At 68.4% G+C, this 24759-nt stretch carries 24 protein-coding genes; 6 read left to right on the top strand and 18 right to left on the bottom strand.

All coding sequences use genetic code 11. From position 1 onward, the window contains the following. Positions 1-157: 157 nt before the first annotated feature. Positions 158-1720, top strand: coding sequence for an IMP dehydrogenase (gene guaB, locus BKH32_RS08960; RefSeq protein WP_178384592.1), 1563 nt, complete (start codon positions 158-160; stop codon positions 1718-1720). Positions 1721-1854: 134 nt separating this feature from the next. Here guaB and BKH32_RS08965 read toward each other — a convergent pair whose 3' ends face one another. Beyond that, positions 1855-2634, bottom strand: coding sequence for an exonuclease domain-containing protein (locus tag BKH32_RS08965; RefSeq protein ID WP_075249700.1), 780 nt, complete (start codon positions 2632-2634; stop codon positions 1855-1857). A gap of 138 nt (positions 2635-2772) precedes the next feature. Between BKH32_RS08965 and BKH32_RS08970 the strand changes: the two genes are divergently transcribed. Together BKH32_RS08970 and BKH32_RS08975 are read left to right on the top strand one after the other, a co-directional pair. Continuing rightward, positions 2773-3897, top strand: a complete 1125-nt coding sequence (locus BKH32_RS08970; protein ID WP_075249702.1) for a GuaB3 family IMP dehydrogenase-related protein — start codon at positions 2773-2775, stop codon at positions 3895-3897. 165 nt (positions 3898-4062) lie between these two features. After that, positions 4063-4329, top strand: a complete 267-nt coding sequence (locus BKH32_RS08975; protein ID WP_010614584.1) for an HPr family phosphocarrier protein — start codon at positions 4063-4065, stop codon at positions 4327-4329. A gap of 160 nt (positions 4330-4489) precedes the next feature. On the opposite strand, the gene BKH32_RS08980 is transcribed toward BKH32_RS08975, so the two are convergent. From BKH32_RS08980 to BKH32_RS08990, 3 genes are all read right to left on the bottom strand, one after another. After that, positions 4490-5179 carry a DUF6891 domain-containing protein gene (locus BKH32_RS08980; RefSeq protein WP_075249704.1) on the bottom strand — a complete coding sequence of 230 codons (690 nt, stop codon included), beginning with the start codon at positions 5177-5179 and terminating at the stop codon, positions 4490-4492. Between the two features lie 178 nt (positions 5180-5357). Beyond that, positions 5358-5588, bottom strand: coding sequence for a hypothetical protein (locus BKH32_RS08985; protein ID WP_075249705.1), 231 nt, complete (start codon positions 5586-5588; stop codon positions 5358-5360). Positions 5589-5618: 30 nt separating this feature from the next. Next, entirely contained in the window at positions 5619-7361 is a 1743-nt protein-coding gene (locus tag BKH32_RS08990) for a sodium:solute symporter family protein (RefSeq protein ID WP_075249706.1), read from the bottom strand. Between the two features lie 137 nt (positions 7362-7498). On the opposite strand from BKH32_RS08990, the gene BKH32_RS08995 reads away from it, so the two are divergent. Next, positions 7499-8065: a ribonuclease H family protein gene (locus BKH32_RS08995; protein WP_075249707.1), complete on the top strand. Its 567-nt coding sequence runs from the start codon at positions 7499-7501 to the stop codon at positions 8063-8065. Between the two features lie 110 nt (positions 8066-8175). Then, the gene (locus BKH32_RS09000) at positions 8176-8652 is read left to right on the top strand and encodes a GtrA family protein (RefSeq protein WP_075249708.1); all 477 of its coding nucleotides are present in this window, start codon (positions 8176-8178) and stop codon (positions 8650-8652) included. 17 nt (positions 8653-8669) lie between these two features. Here the strand turns inward: BKH32_RS09000 and BKH32_RS09005 are convergent, their stop codons facing one another. The 12 genes from BKH32_RS09005 to BKH32_RS09060 all read right to left on the bottom strand — a co-directional run bounded on the left by BKH32_RS09005 (position 8670) and on the right by BKH32_RS09060 (position 22209). Next, positions 8670-9395: a response regulator transcription factor gene (locus tag BKH32_RS09005; protein WP_075249709.1), complete on the bottom strand. Its 726-nt coding sequence runs from the start codon at positions 9393-9395 to the stop codon at positions 8670-8672. Continuing rightward, on the bottom strand, positions 9392-10708 hold the full coding sequence (locus tag BKH32_RS09010; RefSeq protein ID WP_075249710.1) for a sensor histidine kinase: 1317 nt from the start codon (positions 10706-10708) through the stop codon (positions 9392-9394). Before BKH32_RS09010 ends, BKH32_RS09005 begins: the two co-directional genes overlap by 4 nt. Further along, entirely contained in the window at positions 10705-11598 is an 894-nt protein-coding gene (locus tag BKH32_RS09015; RefSeq protein ID WP_075249711.1) for an ABC transporter permease, read from the bottom strand. The genes BKH32_RS09010 and BKH32_RS09015 overlap by 4 nt, the downstream gene beginning before the upstream one ends. Continuing rightward, positions 11595-12506 carry an ABC transporter permease gene (locus BKH32_RS09020; protein WP_075249712.1) on the bottom strand — a complete coding sequence of 304 codons (912 nt, stop codon included), beginning with the start codon at positions 12504-12506 and terminating at the stop codon, positions 11595-11597. Before BKH32_RS09020 ends, BKH32_RS09015 begins: the two co-directional genes overlap by 4 nt. Next, positions 12503-13432: an ABC transporter ATP-binding protein gene (locus BKH32_RS09025; RefSeq protein WP_075249713.1), complete on the bottom strand. Its 930-nt coding sequence runs from the start codon at positions 13430-13432 to the stop codon at positions 12503-12505. Before BKH32_RS09025 ends, BKH32_RS09020 begins: the two co-directional genes overlap by 4 nt. Before the next feature lie 386 nt (positions 13433-13818). Next, entirely contained in the window at positions 13819-15003 is a 1185-nt protein-coding gene (locus tag BKH32_RS09030; RefSeq protein ID WP_075249714.1) for an acetate/propionate family kinase, read from the bottom strand. Between the two features lie 117 nt (positions 15004-15120). Further along, complete coding sequence (gene pta / locus BKH32_RS09035; RefSeq protein ID WP_075249715.1) at positions 15121-17175, bottom strand: phosphate acetyltransferase; 2055 nt, start codon at positions 17173-17175, stop codon at positions 15121-15123. A gap of 164 nt (positions 17176-17339) precedes the next feature. Further along, positions 17340-18383 (bottom strand): PepSY-associated TM helix domain-containing protein, encoded by a 1044-nt coding sequence (locus BKH32_RS09040; RefSeq protein WP_075249716.1) that lies wholly within the window; start codon positions 18381-18383, stop codon positions 17340-17342. 21 nt (positions 18384-18404) lie between these two features. After that, positions 18405-18812 (bottom strand): hypothetical protein, encoded by a 408-nt coding sequence (locus tag BKH32_RS09045; protein WP_075249717.1) that lies wholly within the window; start codon positions 18810-18812, stop codon positions 18405-18407. 177 nt (positions 18813-18989) lie between these two features. Further along, the gene (locus BKH32_RS09050) at positions 18990-19763 is read right to left on the bottom strand and encodes a sulfite exporter TauE/SafE family protein (RefSeq protein ID WP_075249718.1); all 774 of its coding nucleotides are present in this window, start codon (positions 19761-19763) and stop codon (positions 18990-18992) included. Positions 19764-19895: 132 nt separating this feature from the next. After that, complete coding sequence (locus tag BKH32_RS09055) at positions 19896-20894, bottom strand: sugar phosphate isomerase/epimerase family protein (protein ID WP_075249719.1); 999 nt, start codon at positions 20892-20894, stop codon at positions 19896-19898. A gap of 88 nt (positions 20895-20982) precedes the next feature. Then, positions 20983-22209: a Gfo/Idh/MocA family protein gene (locus BKH32_RS09060; protein WP_075249720.1), complete on the bottom strand. Its 1227-nt coding sequence runs from the start codon at positions 22207-22209 to the stop codon at positions 20983-20985. 189 nt (positions 22210-22398) lie between these two features. Here BKH32_RS09060 and BKH32_RS13940 point away from each other — a divergent pair, with 189 nt between their 5' ends. Further along, positions 22399-22548 (top strand): hypothetical protein, encoded by a 150-nt coding sequence (locus BKH32_RS13940; protein WP_178384593.1) that lies wholly within the window; start codon positions 22399-22401, stop codon positions 22546-22548. Positions 22549-22743: 195 nt separating this feature from the next. Here BKH32_RS13940 and BKH32_RS13630 read toward each other — a convergent pair whose 3' ends face one another. Then, positions 22744-23385, bottom strand: a complete 642-nt coding sequence (locus BKH32_RS13630) for a hypothetical protein (RefSeq protein ID WP_143222784.1) — start codon at positions 23383-23385, stop codon at positions 22744-22746. After that, entirely contained in the window at positions 23378-24745 is a 1368-nt protein-coding gene (locus BKH32_RS09065; protein WP_075249721.1) for an AAA family ATPase, read from the bottom strand. The genes BKH32_RS13630 and BKH32_RS09065 overlap by 8 nt, the downstream gene beginning before the upstream one ends. Between the last annotated feature and the right edge of the window lie 14 nt (positions 24746-24759).

A 24759-nucleotide genomic window follows, 5' to 3' on the forward strand; every position in this document is an offset into this window, starting at 1 on the left:
ATTGCCGCTTTATTTCTGGGACGCTGGTCGCCTCGGAGTGGTGGTCTCGCCGTCTGGCCGGCTGCCGTGTCGGGTGTCGGGTCGAGTGCCCGGCCCTGCCCCTCGGGCGCCTCGGTGCCGGCGGGCCGGTGGAGCGGGCAGGCCGGTGCCGGCGGATATGCGCAGGGCGGTCAGGTCGTCCTACGATGGCGCCGTGAGCGACTCGATCACCAGCCCTGACGTCTTTGCCCCTACCGGACTCACTTACGACGACGTGCTCCTGCTGCCCAGGCTGACCGACGTCATCCCCTCCGAGGTCGATACGACCTCCAGGTTGACCTCGAGGATCAGCCTGGCCACACCGCTGCTCTCGGCCGCGATGGACACGGTCACCGAGTCGGACATGGCTATTGCCATGGCTCGTCAGGGGGGTATCGGCATCCTCCACCGCAACCTGTCCATTGAGGACCAGGCTCAGCAGGTGCGACGCGTCAAGCGCTCGGAGTCCGGCATGGTTACCGACCCGGTGACCGTCGGACCGGACGCCACCATCGCCCAGCTCGACGAGCTCTGCGGCCACTACAAGGTCTCCGGCCTGCCGGTCGTCGATGCAGGAGGCAACCTTCAGGGGATCATCACCAACCGCGACCTGCGCTTCGTCCCTCCGGAGCGCTGGGCGAGCCTGACCGTGCGCGAGTGCATGACGCCGCGTGATCGCCTCATCACCGGCGCGACCGGCATCTCCCGGGAGGACGCCAAGGCGCTCCTGGCCGAGCACCGTATCGAGAAGCTGCCCCTGGTTGACGCCGAGGGGCGTCTCACCGGTCTCATCACCGTCAAGGACTTCGTCAAGACCGAGCAGTACCCCCACGCCACCAAGGACGCCGAGGGGCGCCTCGTGGTGGGGGCCGCCGTCGGCTACTGGGGAGACACGTGGGAACGTGCCGGGGCCCTGGCCGAGGCCGGCGTGGACGTCCTCATCGTCGACACCGCCAACGGCGGCGCCAAGCTGGCCCTGGAGATGATCTCCCGCCTCAAGTCCGATTCCGCCTTCAGCGGCATCGAGGTCATCGGCGGCAACGTCGCCACCCGAGAGGGCGCCCAGGCGCTCATCGACGCCGGGGCCGACGCCGTCAAGGTCGGGGTGGGGCCGGGCTCCATCTGCACCACGCGCGTCGTTGCCGGCGTGGGGGTGCCTCAGGTGACGGCCATCTACGAGGCCGCCCGCGCCTGCAAGCCCGCCGGGGTCCCCCTCATCGCCGACGGCGGCCTGCAGTACTCCGGTGACATCGCCAAGGCCCTGGTGGCAGGCGCGGAGACGGTCATGCTCGGCTCCCTGCTGGCGGGCTGCACGGAGTCGCCCGGTGACCTCGTCTTCGTCAACGGCAAGCAGTGGAAGCGCTACCGCGGCATGGGGTCGCTGGGCGCCATGAGCTCGCGTGGACGCACCTCCTACTCCAAGGACCGCTACTTCCAGGCCGACGTCTCCTCCGACTCCAAGATCGTCCCCGAGGGCATCGAGGGGCAGGTCCCCTACTCCGGAGCGCTGGGCGACGTCGTCTACCAGCTCATGGGAGGGCTGCACCAGTCCATGTTCTACGTGGGCGCGCGCACGATCCTCGAGCTCAAGGAGCGCGGGCAGTTCGTGCGGATCACGAGCGCCGGCCTCAAGGAGTCTCACCCCCACGACGTCAAGATGACCGTCGAGGCCCCCAACTACACCGGGCGCGACGGGGTCTGAGAGGCCGGTAGCCCCGTCGACCAGACAGACTCAGCACAGCACTGCCGCGCAGGGAGCCGGCCGGAGTGATCCGGCCGGCTCCCTCTGTGCCTGGGTGCCCCCGCTGGTTGTGCGGCAGGCGAGCGCGGAGGGACTCAGCACATGGGGGAGTCCGGCAGGGGCCAGGCGGTCTGGGCCGGCGTCCGTGAGGGGTTGCGGCGCGCCAGCCACTCGTTGAAGGACTCCGCCCAGGTGCGGTGGGCTCGGGCCTGGAAGGCCACGAGCTCATCGGGACCGAGCTCGGAGATCCGCGGGTGGACCGCGGCCAGGGCCTCGAGAACATCGAGTGTGGCGGCCACGTCCACCTCCGCGGTGTGCAGGGCCTCATCGACGCGCACGCCGTAGACCTCGCAGAGGTCGCCCAGGCGGCGCTTGCCGCGGCGGTAGCGATCCACGGCCCGGTCCAGGACCAGCGGGTCGGCGATGGGCCCCAGCTCGCGGCCAAGGCGCGAGCGCATCGTGGGCAGTCCGTGGCGAGCGAGCTCGGCCTCCATGAGAGTGAGGTCGTAGGAGGCGTTGAAGGCGACGACCGGGGTGCCGACCGTCATTGCCGCCACCAGGTGCTCGCTGACCTCTGCCAGCACCTCGGTCACCGGCCGTCCCTCGGCGCGGGCCCGCTCGGTGGTCACGCCGTGGACTGCGGAGGCGGCCTGGGGGATCTCCACTCCGGGATCGGCGAGCCACGTGGTCACCGACTGCGGCCGGACGCCGTCGGCCTGAGGCGCCGCCCGCCAGACGAGCGCCGCCGTGACCAGACGGTCCCCGCAAGGATCCACTCCGGTGGTCTCGGTGTCGAAGCCGAGCAGGGGGCCCAGTGGCCAGGCGGAGGGAACGGCGGCGGCGTCGGACGCGGAGGAGGAGTGCGGGGTGCTCATGGGGCCAGCATGCCACCGGGGTACGACATCAATGCGCCGGCGCCAGTGTGCCCTGGCCTGCCTCTGGCGCCAGCGTGCACGTGGCCGCCCCGCCGGTCGCTCCGGTGGATACCGGACCGGTCCCACTAGGATCAGGCCATGAGCACAGAGGTCGAGATCGGACGCTCCAAGCGTGCCCTGCGCGCCTACTCCTTCGACGACATCGCCCTGGTGCCGGCGCGTCGCACTCGAGACACCTCCGAGGTGCGCGTGGGCTGGCAGATCGACGCCTACCACGTGGACCTGCCGGTCATGGCCTCCCCCATGGACTCGGTGATGAGCCCCGAGACCGCCATCATGGTGGGACGTCTGGGCGGGATCGGCGTGCTGGACCTGGAGGGGCTGTGGACCCGCTACGAGGACCCCGCCGAAGCCCTCGAGCGCATCCGCCGGGCCGATCCGTCCCGGGCCACCAGCGTCCTGCAGGAGGTCTACCGCGCTCCGGTCAGACCCGAGCTCATCACTGAGCGGCTCACCCAGATCCGTGCCTCCGGCGTCGTCGTCGCCGGGCGGCTCAGCCCCGCCCAGACGCAGCGCCACTGGCGCACCGTGGTCGAGGCCGGCGTGGACCTCATGGTCATCCGCGGCTCCTTCGTGTCGGCCGAGCACGTCTCGGGATCCGTCGAGCCCCTCAACCTCAAGCGCTTCATCTACGAGCTCGACGTGCCCGTGGTCGTCGGCGGGGTGACCACCTACACCGCCGCCCTCCACCTCATGCGCACTGGCGCGGCCGGGGTCCTCGTGGGACAGGGCGGCGGTGCCTCCTCCTCCGTGCGCCAGGTCCTGGGGCTGCACATGCCCATGGCCACCGCCGTGGCCGACGTCGCCGGGGCCCGGCGCGACTACCTCGATGAGTCCGGGGGCCGCTACGTCCACGTCATCGCCGACGGCTCGGTGGGCAACTCCGGCGACGTCGTCAAGGCCATCGCCTGCGGCGCGGACGCCGTCATGCTCGGGGCCGCCCTGGCCCGGGCCGAGGAGGCGCCCGGCGGCGGCTACCACTGGGGCGCCGAGGCCCGCCATGAGCGCCTGCCGCGGGGATTCCGCAGCCATGTGGGCACGGTCGGCACCATGGCCGAGATCCTCAACGGCCCCTCCGACCGCGCCGACGGCACGCTCAACCTCATGGGCGCCCTGCGCCGCACCCTGGCCACCACCGGTTATGCGGACGTCAAGGAGCTCCAGCGGGTCGAGGTCGTCCTGGCGCCCTACACCGGTTCTTGAGAGTGCCTCCACGACAAACCGTGGTTTTGAGGGGTGGAACAGTGCAACTGAGCCGTGATCTCGGGTAGTCTCAGCCAGGACGGCAGCCATCGCGCTGCTCACACCGGCGCGGGGCGTGATTCGGTTCCCGCACCGTTAGACCCCACATGTCACAAGGAGCTTCACATGGCCCAGGTCACCGCCACCATCGCTTCCAAGGTCGGTCTGCACGCCCGTCCCGCCGCCACCTTCGTCAAGGCCGTCGCCGAGAAGGGCGTCCCAGTCACCATCGCCAAGGAGGGCGGCGCTGCGGTTGACGCCTCCTCCATCCTCGGTGTGATGACTCTGGGCGCAGGCTTCGGCGACGTCGTCACCCTGGCCTCCGACGCCGACGGCGCCGAGGCGGCCCTCGAGGACCTCAAGGCCCTCCTGGAGACCGACCTGGACGCCTGAGAACAGGTCCAGTCGACGGGGGCGCGCTCCACTGCGGGGCGCGCCCCCGTCGTTCCTTCGCGGACAGCGACGCCACCGGTGCACCACCCGGCCGCCGGCCGGGCCGCAGAGGCTTCGCCCCGAGCCCGTGGGGCCCGTCCCGGGCTGAGCGGTCCCGTCCTCAGCCCTGTCCCGCTGGGGGCAGCGGGACATACCACTCGACGCCGGTCAGGAGCATACGGGTGTTCGCGTCTCCCTCCCAGCTGACGCCGATGCCGTGTTCCTGGAGGATCGGGATGACGACGGTCCTCATCAGCGTGACGGTCATGGTGTCGTAGAGCTCCTCGCGCCGGGAGTCGTCCAGGGCCTTGTACGCCTCCTTGCTGATGTGAGCGGGCCAGAAGATACCGAAGCTGAGGTAGGTGCTGCCGCTCTCCACGAGGCGCTCGGTGTCCTGCTGGTGGAAGAACACGTACCCCAGGTCGTCCTGGCCGCCCTCGATCTCCGCGTGTCCGCAGTTGTTGCAGCAGGCGAAATCCTGCTCCGCGACGACGTGGGCCCTCCGCAGTGCCTCGAAGGCGCGGTCCAGCCTGGTGGCGGGCACGTCCCCGAATCCCGCCTGCTGGGTGCGGCGCGCATCGATGAGGTACTGGGCGATGGCGCGGCTCTGCTCGTCGGACAGCGTACCGTCGCCCTCGTCCTCCACTGCGCAGGCGATCTCGAAGGCGTGGTCGTTGATGCAGTCATTCCCGCGCACGAGCTGCATCCAGATGAGGTCGCGGATGTACTCCTCGAGCTCGGGGCCAACCACACCCCCGAGCAGCTCGTCGGGGATTCTCAGTCCGTCGGGCTGGGCGTTCAGATCGAGCATGGTCGAGACCCTAGCAAACACCACCGACGACAAGGGGCCTGGCGGCACTGCCCGGTCCTGGATGCGGGCGTGACGACGGCGCCGTCGCAACGGGAGGCTGCGGCGACGCCGTCGATCGGATGGGATGTGATGGGCAGGCGGCCCTCACTGGTGCTGGCCCAGTGCGGCCCCGCCAGTCTCAGCCCTGCTCGCCTCCGGAGGGGTTCGGCTTGATCCACCACCACAGACCCATGCCCGCGGCAATGGCCAGCAGACCCAGGCCCGACCACAGGTTGGCGTTGATACCTCCGGTCTTGTCCATCTCCTCGGCACTGTTGAACAGGACCGAGCACGCCACCAGGTAGAGGCCGATGAGCCCCAGAGCACCGGTGATGACCGCCCGGATGTCCGTGAGTGAACGATTGCTCATGAGTGTTCTCCTTCGTGTATCCGGCCGTATCTAGTGGAAGATGCTGTTGAGTGCGATGACCATGACCCCGGCGATGATCCCCAGCGGGATCGGACGGCGGTACCAGGGCAGCTCGTGCAGGTGCGGGTCGGTGCGCTCGCTCTTGGGGGTCAGGGCGTAGACGAAGCCCTTGAGCTCGGAGTCGGGCTTCGGCTCAGTGGCCAGGGAGACCAGTACCGTGATGACGACGTCGACGGTGAAGGCCACGCCCGCCGCCAGAAAGGCGCCGCCCTGCCCCGGCATGACCAGGTGCTTGGTCCAGATGAGGATGTTGACCGCCAGGGCGCTCAGGGTTCCACCGATGAGGCCGATCCAACCGGCATGCGGAGTGGCCCGCTTCCAGAACATCCCGATGATGAAGGTTGCGAACAGCGGCGCGTTGAACATCGAGAACAGCGTCTGGAGGTAGTCCATGAGGTTGGAGTAGCTCGACGCGATGATCGCGGTGAGGATCGCGACCACCGAGGCCGTCAGGGTCGAGAGCTTGCCGACCATGAGGTAGTGGGCGTCGTCGGCGTCCTTCTTGAGGTAGTGCTGGTAGATGTCCACGCCCCACACGGTGTTGAAGGCGGAGATGTTCGCCGCCATGCCCGCCATGAAGGAGGCCAGCAGACCCGTGATCGCCAGACCCAGCAGCCCGTTGGGCAGCAGGTCGCGCATGAGGTAGAGGACCGCGTCGTTGTACTGGTAGGGCGTGTTGGCCCCGGACTTGAGCAGCTGGACCTCCCTGACCATGACACCGGCGACCATGCCCGGGACGATGACGAGGAAGGGCACGAACATCTTGACGAAGGTGCCGATGATCGGGGTCGACTGGGCCGAGGAGATCGAGTCCGAGGCCATGGCCCGCTGCACCTCGACGAAGTTCGTCGTCCAGTAGCCGAAGGACAGCACGAACCCCAGACCGAAGACCAGGCCGATCACCGACATGATGTCGGAGCCGAAGCCGGAGATCGAGTTGCCGGGCCAGGAGTGCAGCTGCTGAGCCGCGACCTGGGCGGCCTTGGCAGCATTGTGAGGGTAGGTGGCCTCGGCGGCTTCGGTGATCTTGCCGGTCAGGCCCTGCCAGCCGCCCACGCGGTGCAGTCCGATGAGGGTCAGGGGCAGCAGGGCGGCCACAATGACGAAGAACTGGAGGACCTCGTTGTAGATCGCCGCGGAGAGCCCACCCATGGTGATGTAGGAGAAGACGATGACGGCGGCCACGATGAGCCCCACCCACAGGGGCCATCCCAGCAGCCAGTTCATGATCTTGCCCAGCAGGTACAGGTTGATACCGGCGATGAGCAGCTGGGCCAGAGCGAAGCTGAGCGCGTTGACCAGGTGCGCGGCAGTGCCGTAGCGCTTGAGCATGAACTCGGGCACCGAGCGCACCTTGGAGCCGTAGTAGAAGGGCATCATGACCAGGCCCAGGAAGATCATGGCCGGGACCGCGCCGATCCAGAAGTAGTGGAAGGTCGGCATGCCGTACTGGGCGCCGTTGGCGGACATCCCCATGATCTCGACGGCGCCGAGGTTCGCCGAGACGAAGGCGATACCGGTCACCCAGGCCGGCAGGGATCGACCCGAGGTGAGGAATCCGTCGGATGTGGCCGCCTTGGCTCGGGCGATGAGCCCGACGCCGATGACGAAGGCGAAGTAGATCGCGATGGGGATGTAGTCGTACCAGCGTGCGGCGATGAGTGTGCCGGATGACGCTGACGAGGCTGACAGAGCGTTCAGCGTGGAGGACATCGGTGTACCTCTCGGGGGATCTGTTGCAGGTGAGCAAGATCATTCTTGCTGTGTGGCAGGTTAGCACGGTGCCGATGACGGCACGGGGGGTTGAACCTGTCCGAGGTGCATCGGGGAGGCTGGGTAGAGTGCCCTCCATGACGCTGACTGCTGCTGCCGACGGCTCCTCCCTGGGCAACCCGGGACCGGCCGGCTGGGCCTGGTACGTGGATGACGACTGCTGGGCCGCCGGAGGCTGGGAGAGCTCGACCAACAACCGCGGCGAGCTCACCGCCGTCCTGGAGCTCCTGCGGGCCACCGAGGCCGCCGGGCTCGCCGGCGAGGAGCTCCTCATCCAGTGCGACTCCCAGTACGTCATCAACTCCCTGACCAAGTGGCGCCACGGCTGGAAGAAGCGCGGCTGGCGCAAGGCAGACGGCAAGCCGGTCCTCAATGCCGACCTCGTCAAGGACCTCGACGCCGCGCTCGCGGGGCGCACCGTGCGCTTCGAGTGGGTGCGCGGGCACGTTGGCCACCCCATGAATGAGGCCGCCGACTCCCGGGCCCGCGGCGCCGCCACCGCCTTCCAGCAGGGCCGCCCGGTGCCCACGGGGCCGGGCTGGACCCGTGGTGGCCGGGTACTGGGAAGTCACGGGACGGCGCAGGTGCCGAGTGCGGCGTCGTCGAGTGCCCCCGCCGCGCCGCAGACCGACGCCCTGTTCTGAAGGCTGAGGAACGGGGTGCAGAGTCCGTAGGGCCCCGGTGGCCGTCTCTCACAGAAACGGCACAGGTCCGTCAAACACGTGGCACAAGGCCTCCGGCGAGGCTTACTGCCATGACGACGACGAGCCCCGCCCTCCCCGCTGCCCGCCCGACGATCCTGGGCCGCCTGGCCGGCCTGCGCCGTCGGGTTCCCACGGTCGTCCTCTTCGCCGCCGTGTCCTTCACCGGCTGGAGCGTTGACTACGCGCTGGTCCTCATCCTCAACTCGCTGACCGACTCGGTCCTCTACGCCGTCGTCGGAGCCCGGATCGTCTCCTGCACTCTGGGCTTCCTGCTCAACCGGCGCCTGTTCGGGGCCGGCCCGGAGACCTTCTGGCGCTCGGCCGGCGGCTACGCGGCGGTCCAGGGCGGCGTCGCGGCGACCTCCTACGCCGGCATCTCAGTCCTCACCGGCGCCGGCGCGCCCTTGTGGCTGGCCAAGGTGCTCGTCGACTCCACGCTCTTCGTCGTCAACTACCTGGCCCAGTCCCGCCTCGTCTACCGGGCCCCGGCGCAGCAGCCGGCCCTGGCCCTGGCCACCGCGGCCTGAGGGGGCGGGGCGGAGGCTCAGGACTGGGCGTCGCGCATGAGGATGACGAGCTGGACCCGGTCGCGCAGGTCCAGCTTGGTCAGGATCCGGGTGACGTTCTTCTTGACCGAGTCCGGGGCCAGGACGAGGCGTTGAGCGATCTCCGCGTTCGTCAGCCCCTGGGCCACCAGGTCGGCCACCTCGCGCTCACGGGGGCTGAGATCGTCGAGGTGCTGGCGTGCCGCGCGCTGACGGGGTGAGGCCACGGGGCTGAGCATGTGCCGGTTGAGCAGCTCTCGGGTGACGCGCGGAGTGAGGATCGCGTCCCCGGAGCTGACCGCCCTCAGCGCCTGGTGGAGCTCGGCCGTGCGGGTGTCCTTGAGCAGGAAGCCGGAGGCGCCGGCCGACAGCGCCCCGAAGGCGAACTCGTCCTGGTCGTAGGTGGTCAGCACCAGGACCCGGATCGAGGGGTAGAGCTGGGAGATGCGGGCCGTCGCATCGATCCCGTTGAGCACCGGCATGCGCACGTCCATGAGGACGACGTCGGGAAGCGGCCGGCGCTCCTCAAGCAGGGCGGCGAGCTGGTCGAGCGCGTCCTGACCGTGGACGGCCTCGGCCGTGACCTGCAGGTCGTCGGCCCGGTTGATGATGAGGGACAGGCCCATGCGGGTGGCTCGCTGGTCATCGACGATCATCACCGTGATCGGCCTGAGGCCGCTCGATGAGCCCCCGGTGCCAGGCCCGGAGGGGGCGGATGAACTCATAGCGGCGCACCTTCCGGGAAGGGGACGAGGGCGTGCAGCACCCAGCCGGATACGCCCTCATCGGTTGCGGGGCCGGCGGACAGCGTGCCACCGTGCTCGCCGACCGCGGCAGCCAGGTTGGCCAGCCCGTGGCCGGCCGCCGCCGGTGCCTGAGATGAGCCCGGGAAGCCGTCTGCGCGGTCTGGCTGAGCGCCGCGACCGTCGTCGGACACGGTGATCCGGGTGGCGGACTGGTCATGGTCCAGGGAGACGACGACGCGCGTGGCGCCCTCGGCGTGGCGCATGACGTTGGTCAGGGCCTCCCGGACGACGACATAGACGACCTCCCCGAGGGCATGGCTGCCCGGGGCGTGGAGGGGGCGCCTGCCGGTCTCGGTGAGGGCCGCGCTGATGCCGGTGGCTCTCACCGTGGTCAGCAGGTCGGTGAGCCGGTCCCATCCGGGTGCGCCCCCGGGGATCGGCCTGTGCTCCGTGCCCAGGCAGGCCGGGTACACGGCGGCGTCGTCGGGGGAGGGGCCCGGTGCCGCCTGGAGCGAGGCGACGGCGCGCCTGGTGTCCGCCAGGCCCTCGCGGGCCAGGGTGTTCATCATGTCGATGGCCTCATCGGTCTGCGGGCTGCCGCCGGCCCCCTGCATCCCCTCGGACAGGGCGATGATCGCGGTCAGGGCATGGCCCACGGAGTCGTGGAGCTCGGCCGCCACCCGGGCCTGGTGGCGGGCGGCGTCACGCTGAGCGACCAGCCGCTGCTCGGCGGAATGCGCCGCCAGCTGGTCGTCCCCGTGCTCCAGGGCCTCCCGGCGTGAGCGGGAGATCGAGGCCACCGCGAGCACGAAGACCAGGGCGACGATCTCAGGGCTCAACGCGTCCTCCTGCGGCCACTTGGCCAGCGCCGCTGGAATGAGGTCGCACAGCGCGCAGATGCTGAAGCCGATGAGCCGGTCACGGGTGGAGGCGGTGACAAGCAGGGCGTAGAGGGCCAGCATGGACAGCAGGAACAGGCCACCGAAGGGACCCCACAGGTCGACGGCGGCCGAGGCCAGGCTCGTGACGACGACGACGGCCAGGGGCCAGCGGCGTCGGGCCAGCAGCGATCCGGCGAGCAGCAGGGCGATGATGACCCAACCCCGCAGGGGCAGGTGCGGGTAGGTGTACGAGGCCACGTTCAGCACCATCAGCTGGAAGAGGCCCGCGGCCCCGGCCACCGCCCACAGGGTCAGGGTGCTGGTGCGCCACCACTGAGCCACCCGGTCCAGGAGGGTCCGTGGGACCCGGGAGGCGTGTGCCGAGCCGGGCGCTGCGGGAACGCGGCTCATGACTGGCGCCTCGCTGCGCGGCGCAGAGCCAGGGCCAGCAGGACCACCCACACCAGGCAGATGACGCCCTCGAGTGCTGCGGCGCCCGGTGAGGTCACGTTGCCCGGGCTCAGGGCCGACGTGGTTCGGGTCAGTGAGGCTGCGGGGTTGAGGACGCTCAGCGGTCGAGCCACGAGAAGCATCGCCATCCCCGCAATGATGCTCAGCAGCACCGTGGTCATCGTGGTGGCGAAGGACGTCATGACTGCGCCCAGCCAGGTGACGAAGGTGAGGATGACCCACATTCCCAGTGCGACGACGGCGAAGCGCGGCAGGTAGGCGCCCAGGCCCACCAGGCTGAAGCCCGAGGCGAGGCCCGCCACCGCGGTGGTCAGGACCAGGACCGCGGTGGTGAGGACCGCGACCTGGAGCCCGTGCAGCAGCTTGCCCGCAACCATGGTGGTCTCCAGCCCGGTGGCGCTCATCCGCTGCCAGTTCCTCCCCTGGTGCTCACTGCTGGCGATCTGCGCGGCGAAGGCACCCAGCGCCAGCGGCAGGAACACCATTGAGAGCAGGAGCGTGGACTGGGACCACGTGATCTCCCAGGTGACGCCCTGGGCCTCGAACTGGTTGCGGTAGGCGTGGTACTGCAGGTAGCCGGACAGGGAGGCCAGGGAGCACAGGACGGTGACGGCGACCCAGTACCACCGGTTGGGGGACTTGCGGTTCTCCCAGTACCAGGCGGCTCGCACCGACGGGTGGGGCTGGGGGGCGCACGGAGCAGGCCGGCTCAGGCCGGTCGGCTGCGACGTTGTGGACGGGCCGGAGGGGCCGGGGAGCGCTGACGGGGGCTGAGCGGGCCGGAGGGGCCGGCCTGCAGCGGGGTGTGTTGCGGGGACGGTGGTGCTCATCGGTGATTCTCCTGGTGGACGATAACGAGGTGGGCGGCGACGGTCCACCCGACCGCGACCAGCGCGGCGAGCGCCGCCAGGGTCCACGGCTGGGACACGAGCGTCATGTCGCCGCTTTCCCTCATGGATTTGTAGGAGGCGACCGTGTCAATGGGGGTGGCGGCCGGAACGATGCCCCAGGGCAGCAGCCATGAGAACTTCCCGAGGTAGGCGTAGGGCAGGCTCTCGGCGATGAGGCCGCCGATGGCCGCCGCACCCAGGCTGATGCCCTGCTTGTCGAAGCAGGTGGACAGTGTGAGCTGGACTGCGGAGATGGCCAGTGTGGAGCACGCCACCACCGCGAGGGCGGGAGGCAGTGTGCGCCAGTAGGAGTCGGTGACGGTCAGCCCGATCGGGCCTGCCAGCACGGTGAACAGCACGAAGATGCTCGCCTCTATGCACAGGACCGTGAGGATCACGACGACCAGCTTGCCCCGGTAGCGGGTCAGGGGACTCTGCCCCAGCGCCGTCATCAGCTGGCCCATGCGCTCCTCGGTGTCCACGGTGACGATGCGCGAGGCCAGGATCGCGGTGATGAGGGGCATGAGGAAGGCGATGATCTGGATGAACTCATCCAGGCCGAGGGTCGCGTTGCGTGCGGCAACCGGGCCGCTCGCCCGATGGGTGATGAGCATGCTGGACCATGCCAGGCACACGGCGGTGGCGCTGGCGGCGATGAGCCAGTAGCGCTTGCGGCGCAGCTTGCCCAGCTCGAGGGCCAGGGTGGTCCACGCCCGGCTAAGCGGGGCGACGGGGAGTGCGCGCGGCGCTGCCGGTTGCGTCGAGGGTTGTGCCAGGTGCTGTGTCGGTGGTGCTGGCTCCGTGACCATGGTGGCCGCCAGGCCCGCTGTGCTCACTGGGGTGCTCATCGGTTCATCTCCTGGGAGGCGGGGGACGGCTGGGTGGCCAGGACCGGCTCGGTCAGCTCCAGGAAGGCCTGCTCGAGGGTCTTGCGCACGGTCTGGACCCGGTAGACGGTCGTCCCGGAGGAGACGATGCGGGTGATGAGCTCGCCGACGACGTCGTCGGGCATCATGGGGGTGCGTACGGCGCCGTCCCGCACCTCGTGGGCCACCCCGAGGCAGGTCAGGAGCGCGGCGACGGCCGCGGGCTCGGAGACGAGCAGCTCGATGACCCCCTCGTCGCGCAGCCCGGCCAGGGTGCCCTGATAGCGCAGACGTCCGGCGCAGATGATGCCGACGGTGTCGGCCATCTGCTCGATCTCGGACAGGATGTGGGAGGAGACGATGATCGTCACGCCCTCCTGACGGGCCAGGGTGACGATGAGCTGGCGGATCTCGGCCACCCCGGCGGGGTCGAGCCCGTTGGTCGGCTCGTCCAGGAGCATGAGGGCCGGGTTCGACAGCAGCGCCATGGCCAGCCCCAGGCGCTGCTTCATGCCCATGGAGAAGTGCTTGACCTGCTTGTTCTCCTGCCCGATGAGGTTGACGGTGGCCAGGGCGTGCTGGACGCGGTTGGAGGCCAGTCCCAGGTAGGAGGCCACCATGGCCAGGTTCTCCTTGCCGGTCAGGCTCGGGTAGTAGGAGGGGCCCTCGATGAGGGAGCCGATGGTTCCCGGCGGCAGGGGGTGGCGTTGGCTGACCGGGCGTCCCAGGACACTCATGCTGCCCGACGTCGGGCGGGTCAGTCCCAGCAGGAGCTTCATCGTGGTGGACTTGCCGGCGCCGTTGGGGCCCAGGAAGCCGTAGATACCGCCGGCGGGTACTGACAGGTTCAAACCGTCGACGGCGTTGACGCCGTTGTAGGTGCGGGTCAGTCCCTCAGTGACCACCACGTATCCCTCGGAGGGAGAGGGCGCGGCTGGGGCGGGCACGGCGCCGAGCGCGGCTGGGGCGGGCACGGCGCCGGGGGCGGCCGGGGCCGGAACGAAGGGCGCGGCCGGTTGGGGAACTGGGGCGCCCCCGTTCATGGCTGCGGTCTGGGACGGGGGTGTTGTCGGTGGGGCGGGGGGCCTTGGTGTGCTGGTGACGGGTGCGTTGCTCATGACTCCATGGAAGCCCCCGGCAGGAGGCGCACGCACCGCCGTCGGCCGGTTTGTCCCCCCTGGGGGACGACGACGGTGCCGCAGCCTTTCCTGGTGGGGTGGCTGCGGCACCGCGGTTGATGCCCTCGCCCGGGAGGACTCGACGTCAGACTCTTGAGTGCACTACCGGGAGCGGCTCAGATGAGGGTGAGCGCCTGGCGGGCGATGGCGAGCTCCTCGTTGGTGGGCACCACGAGCACCGTGACCTTCGAGTCCGGGGCGGAGACGATGCGCGGCTCATCGGAGCGGGTCTCGTTGACCTCCTGGTCGATCTTGACGCCCATGAAGCTCAGGCGCTCGCCGAGCTCGCGACGCAGGTCCGCGTCGTTCTCACCGATACCGGCGGTGAAGGTCAGGGCGTCCAGGCCTCCCATGACGGCGGTGTAGGCGCCCACGTACTTCACGAGGCGGTGCAGGTAGATATCCATGGCCTCGCGGGCCTCCTGCTCGCCGGCGCCGATGCGCTTCCACACCTCGCGCATGTCGTTGTCCCCGGCCAGACCCTTCATGCCCGAGCCGCGGTTGAACAGGTGGTCGATCTCGTCGATCGACATGCCGGCCACCCTCGCCAGGTGGAAGACGGCGGCCGGGTCGATGTCGCCGGTGCGCCCGCCCATGACCAGGCCCTCCAGCGGGGTCAGGCCCATGGAGGTGTCCACGGCGTGCCCGGCCACGACCGCCGAGGCCGAGGCCCCGTTGCCCAGGTGCAGGACGACCTGCTTGAGGTCGTCGCGCCCCAGGAACTCGGAGACCGCCCCGGAGACGAACTGGTGGCTGGTGCCGTGAGCCCCGTAGCGGCGGATGGAGTAGGTGTCGGCGACCTCACGGTCCAGGGCGTAGCGGGCGGCCTCCTCGGGCAGGTCCTGGAAGAAAGCGGTGTCGAAGACGGCCACGTGCGGCACGTCGGACAGGAGGCGGCGCCCCACCTCGATTCCCTTGAGGTGGGCGGGGTTGTGCAGCGGGCCCAGCGGCACGAGCTGCTCGATCCGGGCCACGACCTCGTCGTCGATGAGGGCCGGGCCGGAGAAGTAGCGCCCGCCCTGGACGACCCGGTGGCCCACGGCCACGATGTGGGCGTCGGCCAGCGAGGGGCCCTGCTCCTCGAACAGGCGCAGCACCTCGGACAGGCCGAAGCCGTGGTCGGGGACCGGCTCGGTGATCTCGGTGCGCTCCTCGCCGTGCTTGTGCGTGATGGCGCCGGTCTCCTCACCGATGCGCTCCACCAGGCCGGAGGCGAGCGAGGCGCCCGAGTCGGGGTCGACCAGCTGGTACTTGATGGAGGAGGAGCCGGAGTTGATAACGAGGACGGTGCGCTGAGTCACGGGGTGCCTTTCAAGAACGGTCGGGGATGAACGCGGGGATGACTGGATGACTGATGCGGGTCCCGGGTGGGCCTCGGCGGTGTGGGACCGGGGTCCGGCCCCACACCGCCGGAGGGCTCAGCCCTGGGCCTGGACGGCGGTGATGGCGACGGTGTTGATGATGTCCTCCACCAGGGCGCCGCGCGAGAGGTCGTTGACCGGCTTGTTGAGACCCTGGAGGACCGGGCCGATGGCGATGGCGCCTGAGGAGCGCTGGACCGCCTTGTAGCCGATGTTGCCGCTGGACAGGTCCGGGAAGATGAAGACGTTGGCCCGCCCGGCCACGAGCGAGTCCGGGGCCTTCTTGGCGGCCACGGTCGGGTCGATGGCGGCGTCGTACTGGATGGGGCCCTCGACGGCGAGGTCGGGCTCCTTGACCCGCACCAGCTCGGTGGCCTCACGGACCTTGTCCACGTCCGCGCCCTTGCCGGAGGTCCCGGTGGAGAAGGACAGCATCGCCACGCGCGGCTCGACGCCGAACTGGCGGGCCGTGGCGGCCGAGGAGATGGCGATATCGGCCAGCTCGGCGGCATTGGGCTCGGGATTGACGGCGCAGTCGCCGTAGACGAGCACCCGGTCCTTCAGGAGCATGAGGAAGACCGAGGAGACGATGGAGGTCCCCGGCTTGGTCTTGATGATCTGGAAGGAGGGGACGATCGTGTGGGCGGTGGTGTGGGCCGCGCCCGAGACCATGCCGTCGGCGTCTCCCATGTGGACCATCATCGTGCCGAAGTAGGACACGTCCTGGACCTTCTCACGGGCCTGCTCCAGGGTGACGCCCTTCTTGGCCCGCAGGCGGGCGAACTCCTCGGCGTACTTCTCCAACAGCTCGGGGTCGTCGGTGGCGACGACTCGGGCGGCGGCGATGTCCAGGCCCAGCTCGGTGGCGCGGGCCCGTACCGTCGTCTCGTCGCCCAGCAGCACCAGTTCGGCGATGCCGCGGCGCAGGATGGCGTCGGCGGCCCGCAGGACCCGGTCGTCGTCGGGCTCGGGCAGGACGATCGTCTTGCGGTTGGTGCGCGAGCGCTCCACCAGCTCAGCCTGGAACATGATGGGGGTGACGACCTCGGAGGGCTCGACCTCCAGGGCCGACAGGAGGGCATCGACGTCGGCCTCCTGCTCGAAGGTGGTCACAGCGACGTCGATCTTGCGTTCGGAGCCGTGGGCGAGCAGTCCCTGCAGGGAGCCGGCCGCGGAGGCGGCGGTGAAGGTGTCCAGCGGGGAGGTGATGACCGGGATGTTGACGTCCAGTCCTTCCAGGAGACGCAGCGCGTGGGGCGCCACCTCGAAGCCGCCGTTGAGGATGAGACCCGACAGGATCGGGAAGCTCGAGGAGGCCTGGGCGGCCATGAGGGAGATGAGCATGGCGGAGCGGTCGGCCGGGACGATGGCGAGCTGGCCCGCGGTCAGGCGCTCCAGGACGTGGGAGACGTCCATGGCGCACACGAGGACGGACTCGGCCTCGCGGTCGAGCAGCGTCTCGTCACCGGCGATGAGAGTGCCCTCGACGGCGTCGAGCACCTCGCGCACCACCGGGGCCGCCAGCAGCGGCACCTCGGGCAGCGTGGTGGAGGTGATGCCCTCGATGGCGGTCAGTGCCTCGCCGACGGCCTGACGGGTCTCGGGCAGGCACTTGTTGGCCACGACCGCGACGGTGCGGGCGTGGTTGTCGGCGATCTCGGCCATGGAGACCTCCACGGAGGCGACGACGTCCTCCACGTCGTGCTGCCCGGAGACCACCAGCAGCACCGGGACGCCGATGTTGGCCGCCACCCGGGCGTTGAGGGCCAGCTCGGGGTTGCCGGCGACGTCGGTGAAGTCCGAGCCGTCGATGATGACGACGTCGTGCTCGCGTGCCAGGGCCCGGTAGGCGTCGACGATGCGCGCCAGGGCCTCCTCGGGGTCGGCGTGGAACTCGTCCCAGGTCGCGCCGACGCACTGCTCGGCGGGCGTGGCGGAGCCGGCACGGTTCAGCAGGAGGCTGAGGAAGGCATCGCCCTCACGGCTCTCCACGAAGGGGCGGAAGACGCCGACCTTGGCGACCACCTTGGTCAGACAGGAGACCAGCCCGAGGGCCACCGTTGACTTCCCGGTTCCGGCGTTGGGTGAGGCGATGTAGATACTGCGCGCCACGTTAGGTCCTTCTCGCGTTGTCTTGGAGTCAGGGGCGCCGGCTCATTCCGGTGCCGTACGGGTCCGATTGTGCCCCCACCTGCGGGTCATCTGCGACCAAAGGCCCGATCTCCGCTCGTCTTGTGATGTGGGAACGGGCACATACTCAGGGGGCGGCACAGGTGTCATACGTGCTTGCCCGCCCGAGTGGTCGGCCCGCGGCCGGGCATGGAGGGGACCGTGGCCCGCCCGGTGCCGGGGTCAACGGTTACCGTGACGTTGCTGTGGGACTGCCGGGGGGTGAGCCCCTCTTCTTGCGAGACCCAGATCGTGTAGGTCGACGACGGGTCTCCCGGCTGGGGAAGGAACAGGGCGATGGCCCGCCCGCCGCCCGCCTCCTGCGCGGCAGCGACGGCGCGCTGCGGCCCGATGTCGTGAGCCCGGTCCGTGCTGGTCGGTTCCGCCCGGGACTGGTATCCGGTCATGGGGACGGGGGCAGGCGGTTGGGTGGGGCGGATGCTGAACACGCTGGCGTAATAACCCCACAGGAACAGCAGAGGAAGGAGGACCAGGCCGGCCGCCTTGAGCAGGTCGGTGTCTCTCGACAGGCGCCGGGCGCGCCAACGGGCGGACAGGGCGGTGCGTCGATAGCGCTGCAACGGCCACCACGTGCGCAGTCCGCTGATGGTCAGGACCGTGAGAACCACCCCCGAGGTGGCCACGACCAGCCCCCCGATGGTCAGGCCCCGGTGACTGTCCCCCCAGCCGGTGTGGGGAATCTCCTGAGACAGCCAGTGCACGTGGCCGGGCCCCTGGCAGGACAGCAGGCAGCGGTGCAGGTTGTCCAGGGCGGCGACCCAGGCCGGGGTCGCCGACGTCCTGCTGATCTCGTGCCCGGTGGAGGGATCGACCGCGTAGGTGGCCTGCTCGGTCCGCACCTCGACGACGTCGGTGTCCCACGTCGCTGACAGGACGAGTTCGTCGGGATGGCCGTTCTTGATCGTCTCGACCGCCTGCGGCAACGAGACCTGACCGGGGTCGGCGTCGTGGGTGGAGGCGGTCGGGTTCAGCGAGTGCAGGATCTCCGCCTGGTGCGGCAGGAGCATGCCGCTGAGAGTAATGATCAGCATTCCCAGGCCGGTTGCTGCTGACAGCCAACGGCGCACGAGCGCCATCGCCCGGCGGGTGCGGGAGGGTGGGGAGGGGAGAGGGTCGACGGCGGGATCCATGGCAGTCTTCATTGGGGAGGGCTAGGACCCGGCGGGGGCCAGCAGGGCGGCCGCGGCGCACAGGCAGGCGAGGGCCGCGATGAGGGCGTAGACGCGGTGGCCGCGCTCGCGCCGTTGCCACAGGGAACGGGCGCCGCTGACGCTGATGGCGGCGCCGGCGACCTGAATGACCAGGGCCGTGCCGACGGCCAGGGGGCCGGCGGCGCCTATGGCGGGAGCCAGGGCGTAGACGATGACGCACCTGAGGCCCGAGGCCCACAGTCCCAGCATGACGGCATGGATATCGGCGCTGACCAGGAGGGGGGAGACCGCGTCGTCCTGAGCGAGAGGGGCGGGTGTCCGAGGTGCGACAGCGTCGACGTCGACGTCGTCTCCGGTCTCCTCGCCGGGCGAAACGTCAACATAATCAATACTCGCCGCACTCTTCATACTGACGAATACGGTAACGGTCAGGATAATTTACGTCAACGCTCCCTCGTGAGCTGGTGATGTGATGTCATACAGGCGTCTTTGAGGGAAATAACTGCTGGTAGGGCCCTGTTTTGTAGGGCGGAGAAATAAAGGGTGCCGGACTGTGTGCCGGGTGCTGCCCGGAGTCGGACCGTGCTAGCGCAGCAGGGGCAGTGCGGAGATGAGGGTCAGGACGACGATGATCGGCTCGAAGACCCGCTGATCCATGTGCTCGGCGAGGCGCCGACCGACCAGGGCCGAGGCGATGACGACCGGGGCGGCGATCGTCGCCAGTGACAGCGTCGTGGGGTTGACAAGGCCGGCTGAGACGGAGAAGGGCAGCTTGACCAGGTTGACCAGGAAGAAGAACCAGGCCGTCGTCCCCAGGAAGGCCTTGACCGGATAGCGGCAGGCCAGGAAGTACATGGAGGTCACCGGTCCGCCGGCGTTGGCGACCATTGTGGTGAAGCCGGCCAGGCTGCCGTAGACCAGGCGGGCCAGGCGACTGCCGGCCGGGGTCGGGAGGGCCGCCTCGGGTGAGTCGCCGGACCTGCTCCTGGCGGCCGAGCGGCGCTGGTACAGCGTGATAGCGACCAGGATCAGCAGGATGGCGCCGATGAGGCGGCGAGTGGAGTCGTTGGAGGCCAGGTGCAGGAACAGGGCGCCGACGCCGACGCCGGCCAGGACCGCGGGGACGAGTCTGCGCAGCATGCGGAAGTCCGCGTCGCTGCGATAGCTCCACACGGCCAGCAGGTCGCCGGTCATGAGCATGAGCAGGATGGCGCCGGTGGACTCCTTGGCCGGCAGCGCCGCGGTGCACAGGGCCACAGCGATGGTGGCCGCCCCGGGCAGGGCGGTCTTGGCGATGCCGCACAGGGCCGCCACGACCGCGAGAAGGATCCAGGAGGTGGTGGTCAAGGTGGGGAGCACGGGACCTCTCAGCGGTGAGAAGAGTCGGAGTCTGGTCTGAACTTTGTCCAGACTGATGCATGGCCGTCGACGGTGAGGACCGATGGGGCCTCGCCATCGACGATGGCCTGCGTGAGTTCCGTCGGGGCCGGCTCAGAGCCGGGCGGCGGCCTCCAGGAGGTTGCGCGCGGAGAGCCGGAGCCCCTCGACGTTGCCGTACTCGGCGTCCTCATGCTCGATGTTGACGTTCATCTCCGGATCGATCTCGGTGATGGTGGCCAGGAATCGAGCCCAGTAGCCGGTGTCGTGCCCCAGTCCGAGGGCGACGAACCTCCAGGCCGGGTCCTGGGGCCAGGAATTGCACCAGTAGCCGTAGGCCACCGGGACCTTGCCCTCGGCCTCGGCGGGAACGCGACCGAAGTCGGTGTCCAGGACCCCGCGGTAGGCGGCACCGGGGAAGATCCTGGTGTCCTTGGCGTGGACGTGCCCCACCAGGGACCCCAGGCGCTTGGTGGCCACGATCGGGTCCATCTGCTGCCAGAACAGGTGGGAGGGATCCATGTTGACCTTGATGTGGGTCGCCCCGGTCTCCTCGATGAGCCTCTCGAAGGAGGGGACGTTGAAGACCAGGTTGCGCGGGTGCAGCTCCAGGCAGACCTGGACGTCGTTGTCGCGGGCCAGGGCGTCGATCTCCTTGAAGAAGGGGACGACGACGCTCCACTGGTAGTCCAGGATCTCCATGTCGATCCCGTTCCACGGGTTGACGACCCAGGTGGGGTACTTCGCGCTCGGGTCGGTGCCCGGAGTGCCGGACATGGTGACGACCTCCTTGACACCGAGCAGGCCGGCCAGGCGGATGGCCGCCCGAATGTCCTCAGCATGCTTGAGGCCCTCATGGGGCAGCGGCGAGGTGGGATTGCCCGAGGTGTTGAGGCCGGACAATCGCAGGCCCCGGTCCTGGAAGAGGCCCAGGTACTCGTCGCGGGCGGCGGACGAGGCCAGCAGGGCGTCCACGGGGCAGTGCGGGGAGGGGATGAAGCCCCCGACGTTGACCTCCGCCCCGGTGAGCCCGGCGTCCTTGAGGACATCGAGGGCCTCGGGCAGGGAGCGGTCCTGGAGGCAGGCGGTGTAGGCGCCGTAGGTCAGTGGCATGAGAGGTCTCCTTGGGTGTTGTTCGCTACGTCGTGGGTGGCGGTGTGTCTGAAGGGGGTGGCCCAGTGGGGTGGCTGGCAGGCTGCTCTCACAGGCTTGCGAGCTCGGGCAGGTCCGAGACGTCGATGGCGGCGCCCCCGGCGGCGGCTGAGCGGGCCACGGCGTCGGCCAGGAGCATCTCGCGGTAGCCGTCGGCGAAGCTGGCGCAGCGAGGCAGGGCCCCCTGCCCGGGGGTGATGCCGGCGACCTGCTGGAGGAAGGCGTGGGCCTGGTAGGTGAACTGCTCGATCTGGGTCAGCCCGACCCCGCCGAAGGCCATGGAGGAACCCTTCGCGAAGTAGGGGAAGTCGGGGTTCACCAGGACGCGGCGGGCCCCGCCCAGCCCGGCCGGGGAGCTGACGTCGTCGATCTTGATCTCACCGCAGCGCGCCAGGTCCCAGGAGACGCGGCCCTTGGTGCCCAGGACGTCCACCATGAGGGAGTTGGGCAGGCCCCAGGCCACGCGCGAGCAGGAGAAGGTACCCACGGCGCCGTTGGCGAAGTGCGCGGTGAAGGTGGCGACGTCGTCGTTCTCCACCGGCTCGTAGGTGACGTCAGCGCAGTCGCCGTCGCCCAAGGCTGTTCCGCGAGTGACGTGTCCGGCGGCCACGGGGCGCTCCTTGATGGAGGTCATCATGGCCGCGCCCGAGACCGAGACGATGGGGCCGCAGATGAGCTCGGCGGTATCGATGAGGTGACTGCCGACGTCGCCCAGGGCTCCCGAGCCCATGGGGCCCTTGTAGCGCCAGGCCATGGGGGTGGAGGGATCCACTCCGTAGTCGCACCAGTAACGGCCGTCGAAGTGGTGGATCTCGCCCAGGTGGCCCTCGGTGACGAGCTTGGCGATCTCGGCCAGGGCGGCGTTGCGACGGTAGGTGAAGCCCACACCGGTGACGACACCGGCCTCCTTCTCCGCCTGGGCCATGGCGCGGGCGCTCTCGAGCGTGTCCGCCAGGGGCTTCTCACACAGGACGTGCTTGCCGGCTCTGATGAGGGCCTCGGCGATCTCGCGGTGCAGGGCGTTGCCCACCACGATGGAGACGATGTCGATGTCCGGGTCCTCGGCCACGGTGCGCCAGTCGTCCACGGCGTGCTCGTAGCCGTAGCGCTGGGCGGCGTCCTCGGCGAAGGGGAGGTAGGCGTCGGCGATGGTGTGCAGGCGGACCTGCGGCAGGCCCAGGTCGAAGACGGTGCCGACCTGGCGCCAGGCGTTGGCGTGGGTGGTGCCGGCCATTCCGGCACCGATGACGGCGACTGACAGGGGAGTGGTGCTCATGGTTGCCTCGGGTGTCCTCGTTGACGAGTGGGTGACAGGGAGAAGTCCTGCGCTGACATGAATTCACGCGCGTGAATTCATGGCTTCAGTCTGTGTGCCGGGCCTGGCGATGTCAACCGGTTCTGGGGGATGGTCGGGACAAAGACGGGACACCTGTGGGTGTGTGCTGCGAGTCCGGGACCACAGCCCGTGGCTTGGAGGGCCGTCATCCCGACGGTGCGTGCGCCGGCCGCTGTCCTGGGCGTCACTCCCTGGGTGCTGCGTGGCGTTGCGGACGGCATCCCCGGCACTGATGGGCGTGCCGACTCGGCCACCTCCCGTTCTGGAGCGAAGTACTGATTCCATGGCAGCCGCCCCGGAGGCTCTGGGCTCACGGGGAGCGCGGGGACGTGCCGATGGAGGCGGTCTTGAGTGCGTCGAGGTTCATGCGGTCGGGTATGCGGCAGATGACTTGATCGTCATCGAGGATCCTCGGCCTCCATTCCATGCAACGGAGTGTCCGTCGCGTCCTCGAACGTGCGTAGCTTTTCGGTATTACTGAGTAGCGTGGTTCTGGATCCATGGCCTGGCGCGATGAATAGCGTTCTGAATCTCGCTTAGCATGGTCTTCCATGCATTAAGGCGGGATAATGTGGACCCATTCGCTGTGTTGAGTTCGGCCAGGATCTTGGCTCGTTGTACCGAGAAAGTTCCAATATCCAAAAGTTCACCATTAGGAATATGGCGACTCAGGAGGTGATGTAGAAGTCTCTTGGTGTCTTTACGGTTCTCAAGGGTGCTTTCTGATAGTGATGCTTCACGTCGTAACCATGTACCGCATTCTTGGTCGTCGAGAAGTGAGGCCAGCGCCCAGGTTTCTGTCATCGTCACTGGGACTACCGGGACCACCGGGACGGGATGGGTGAACTCAATCGCCCCGACGGCGTTGCCGATCTCGTTGATCCGGGCCTTGAGGCCTGCATTGTCCGCGTCTCGATGGATGAAGATGAGGTCATACAGCTCCGCGTCATTCTTCTGCAGGGTGCCCAGCTTCGCCTCAACGGATCCCTTCAGGTCGAGGCGGGCGCTGACTGAGGCGGGCTCGCATGTCAACTGGGTGAGAAGAACTTCCAATACGTTTGCCAGTGCGCCGTCCGAGGAGCCCTCGCACAAGAGGCAGCAATACCAGTCACTCATTGGTGTTCCAGTTCTTGGGATTCTCGAGGAATGCGGCAATCTCGCCACGAGAGACGGGACGAGCTCCTGCTTCTCTGCCCCCGGGAGTGCCTTGCGTTCGCCATGTTTCAGGGAGTGGGTGGAATCCGACGCTGCGTAGGACTCCTCCGTGGCCGTCGGGGATGGATTTTCCGACTGCACACAGGATGTCATCAGAACTGGTCGCCTGGACGAAGTAAGGAGAATGAGTATTAACGATGACCTGCCGAGCCGAGTTCTCTGTGGGCTCGGAGATCCCCTGCAGAAGTCCGTGCATATCTGCTATCTTGGACGGATGGATGCCGTTCTCTGGTTCCTCCATGCATAGCATCCCGAAATAGTCGTGTGAGACCTTCATTGCGGACAAGGCGAGGAAGCGTAGGGTGCCGTCAGAAAGTGATCGCGCAGGCAGTTCTGGGGTTGCTCCGATTCTGGCGCGCAATTCCAGTGTGTCACGGGCCTGATCCTGTATAACGCGCAGGTCTCGGATGTCTACCAGTGCCCCGATGGTGTCGCGAACACGATTCATGACACTGCTGCCATCCCCTTCTTGAAGTGCCTGGCGGAACAAGGAGGACGGGATGTGGGCGCCAGTGGAGGAGATGGGTCTGCTCTCAACTATGTCATCAGGTGCACGCATTGCACTTGGTTCCAGGGCGACGAATCGCCAGGATCGCATCTCCGCCTGTGCTGCAAGAATGATGGGATTCTCGGCGGTCGCTGTGGCGGATAATACTGTTCGCTGAGTATTTTCTGCAGCGATTTTCCTGGGGTGCCCCCTGCTGCCGGTTCTTATCTGCACAACCGTCTTGCCGTTGTCTTCTATTGATGATAGTGGGGGGAGTCTAAGTCCTCCTCGGATGAAATGTTTCACATAGCTTCCGGAGTTCGGGAAGTGGAGCGTTTCTGTCGCTTTTGAGATTGGGGAAAGCTTTTCATTCACTAGTCTCAGCTGTAGTCCTGCAGAGAGGGGTTCTCCTCTCTGGACGGCGATCTCAACCTCGTAGCGAACGAAGGTGTGTCTCGGTTCAACTTGTTGACTGAATTCATCGGATGCCTGAGAGGGGAGAATCATCTCTGCCGCTAAGCTGAGATTCTCTCGCCCCTCGAGTACGTGCTCGGAGAAGAGGGAGGAAATGTCGGAGCGCTGCTGAGGGGTGGGTCTGATGAGCGTGCAGGCCTCTAGGAAGGAATGGGTGCTCAGTAGCGAGAGGAACTCGATTGCGTCGAAGAGGTTTGACTTTCCTACCGAGTTCGGTCCGGCGATACAGGTGAACGGACCGAAATCGACGGAGATGTTTTCAAGATTCTTGAATCCGGATACCTCGAAACGAGTAAGCATGTGCATCCTTCTTC

It is taken from the genome of Actinomyces oris (genome assembly GCF_001929375.1).
Classification (GTDB): Bacteria; Actinomycetota; Actinomycetes; order Actinomycetales; family Actinomycetaceae; genus Actinomyces; species Actinomyces oris_B.

What these genes read in the sequence shown, in the direction of transcription:
- guaB (WP_178384592.1), top strand. Translation starts at nt 158, where the DNA reads ATGCGCAGGGCGGTCAGGTCGTCCTACGATGGCGCCGTGAGCGACTCG.
- BKH32_RS08965 (WP_075249700.1), bottom strand. Translation starts at nt 2,634, where the DNA reads ATGAGCACCCCGCACTCCTCCTCCGCGTCCGACGCCGCCGCCGTTCCC.
- BKH32_RS08970 (WP_075249702.1), top strand. Translation starts at nt 2,773, where the DNA reads ATGAGCACAGAGGTCGAGATCGGACGCTCCAAGCGTGCCCTGCGCGCC.
- BKH32_RS08975 (WP_010614584.1), top strand. Translation starts at nt 4,063, where the DNA reads ATGGCCCAGGTCACCGCCACCATCGCTTCCAAGGTCGGTCTGCACGCC.
- BKH32_RS08980 (WP_075249704.1), bottom strand. Translation starts at nt 5,179, where the DNA reads ATGCTCGATCTGAACGCCCAGCCCGACGGACTGAGAATCCCCGACGAG.
- BKH32_RS08985 (WP_075249705.1), bottom strand. Translation starts at nt 5,588, where the DNA reads ATGAGCAATCGTTCACTCACGGACATCCGGGCGGTCATCACCGGTGCT.
- BKH32_RS08990 (WP_075249706.1), bottom strand. Translation starts at nt 7,361, where the DNA reads ATGTCCTCCACGCTGAACGCTCTGTCAGCCTCGTCAGCGTCATCCGGC.
- BKH32_RS08995 (WP_075249707.1), top strand. Translation starts at nt 7,499, where the DNA reads ATGACGCTGACTGCTGCTGCCGACGGCTCCTCCCTGGGCAACCCGGGA.
- BKH32_RS09000 (WP_075249708.1), top strand. Translation starts at nt 8,176, where the DNA reads ATGACGACGACGAGCCCCGCCCTCCCCGCTGCCCGCCCGACGATCCTG.
- BKH32_RS09005 (WP_075249709.1), bottom strand. Translation starts at nt 9,395, where the DNA reads ATGAGTTCATCCGCCCCCTCCGGGCCTGGCACCGGGGGCTCATCGAGC.
- BKH32_RS09010 (WP_075249710.1), bottom strand. Translation starts at nt 10,708, where the DNA reads ATGAGCCGCGTTCCCGCAGCGCCCGGCTCGGCACACGCCTCCCGGGTC.
- BKH32_RS09015 (WP_075249711.1), bottom strand. Translation starts at nt 11,598, where the DNA reads ATGAGCACCACCGTCCCCGCAACACACCCCGCTGCAGGCCGGCCCCTC.
- BKH32_RS09020 (WP_075249712.1), bottom strand. Translation starts at nt 12,506, where the DNA reads ATGAGCACCCCAGTGAGCACAGCGGGCCTGGCGGCCACCATGGTCACG.
- BKH32_RS09040 (WP_075249716.1), bottom strand. Translation starts at nt 18,383, where the DNA reads ATGGATCCCGCCGTCGACCCTCTCCCCTCCCCACCCTCCCGCACCCGC.
- BKH32_RS09045 (WP_075249717.1), bottom strand. Translation starts at nt 18,812, where the DNA reads ATGAAGAGTGCGGCGAGTATTGATTATGTTGACGTTTCGCCCGGCGAG.
- BKH32_RS09055 (WP_075249719.1), bottom strand. Translation starts at nt 20,894, where the DNA reads ATGCCACTGACCTACGGCGCCTACACCGCCTGCCTCCAGGACCGCTCC.
- BKH32_RS09060 (WP_075249720.1), bottom strand. Translation starts at nt 22,209, where the DNA reads ATGAGCACCACTCCCCTGTCAGTCGCCGTCATCGGTGCCGGAATGGCC.
- BKH32_RS13630 (WP_143222784.1), bottom strand. Translation starts at nt 23,385, where the DNA reads ATGAGTGACTGGTATTGCTGCCTCTTGTGCGAGGGCTCCTCGGACGGC.
- BKH32_RS09065 (WP_075249721.1), bottom strand. Translation starts at nt 24,745, where the DNA reads ATGCTTACTCGTTTCGAGGTATCCGGATTCAAGAATCTTGAAAACATC.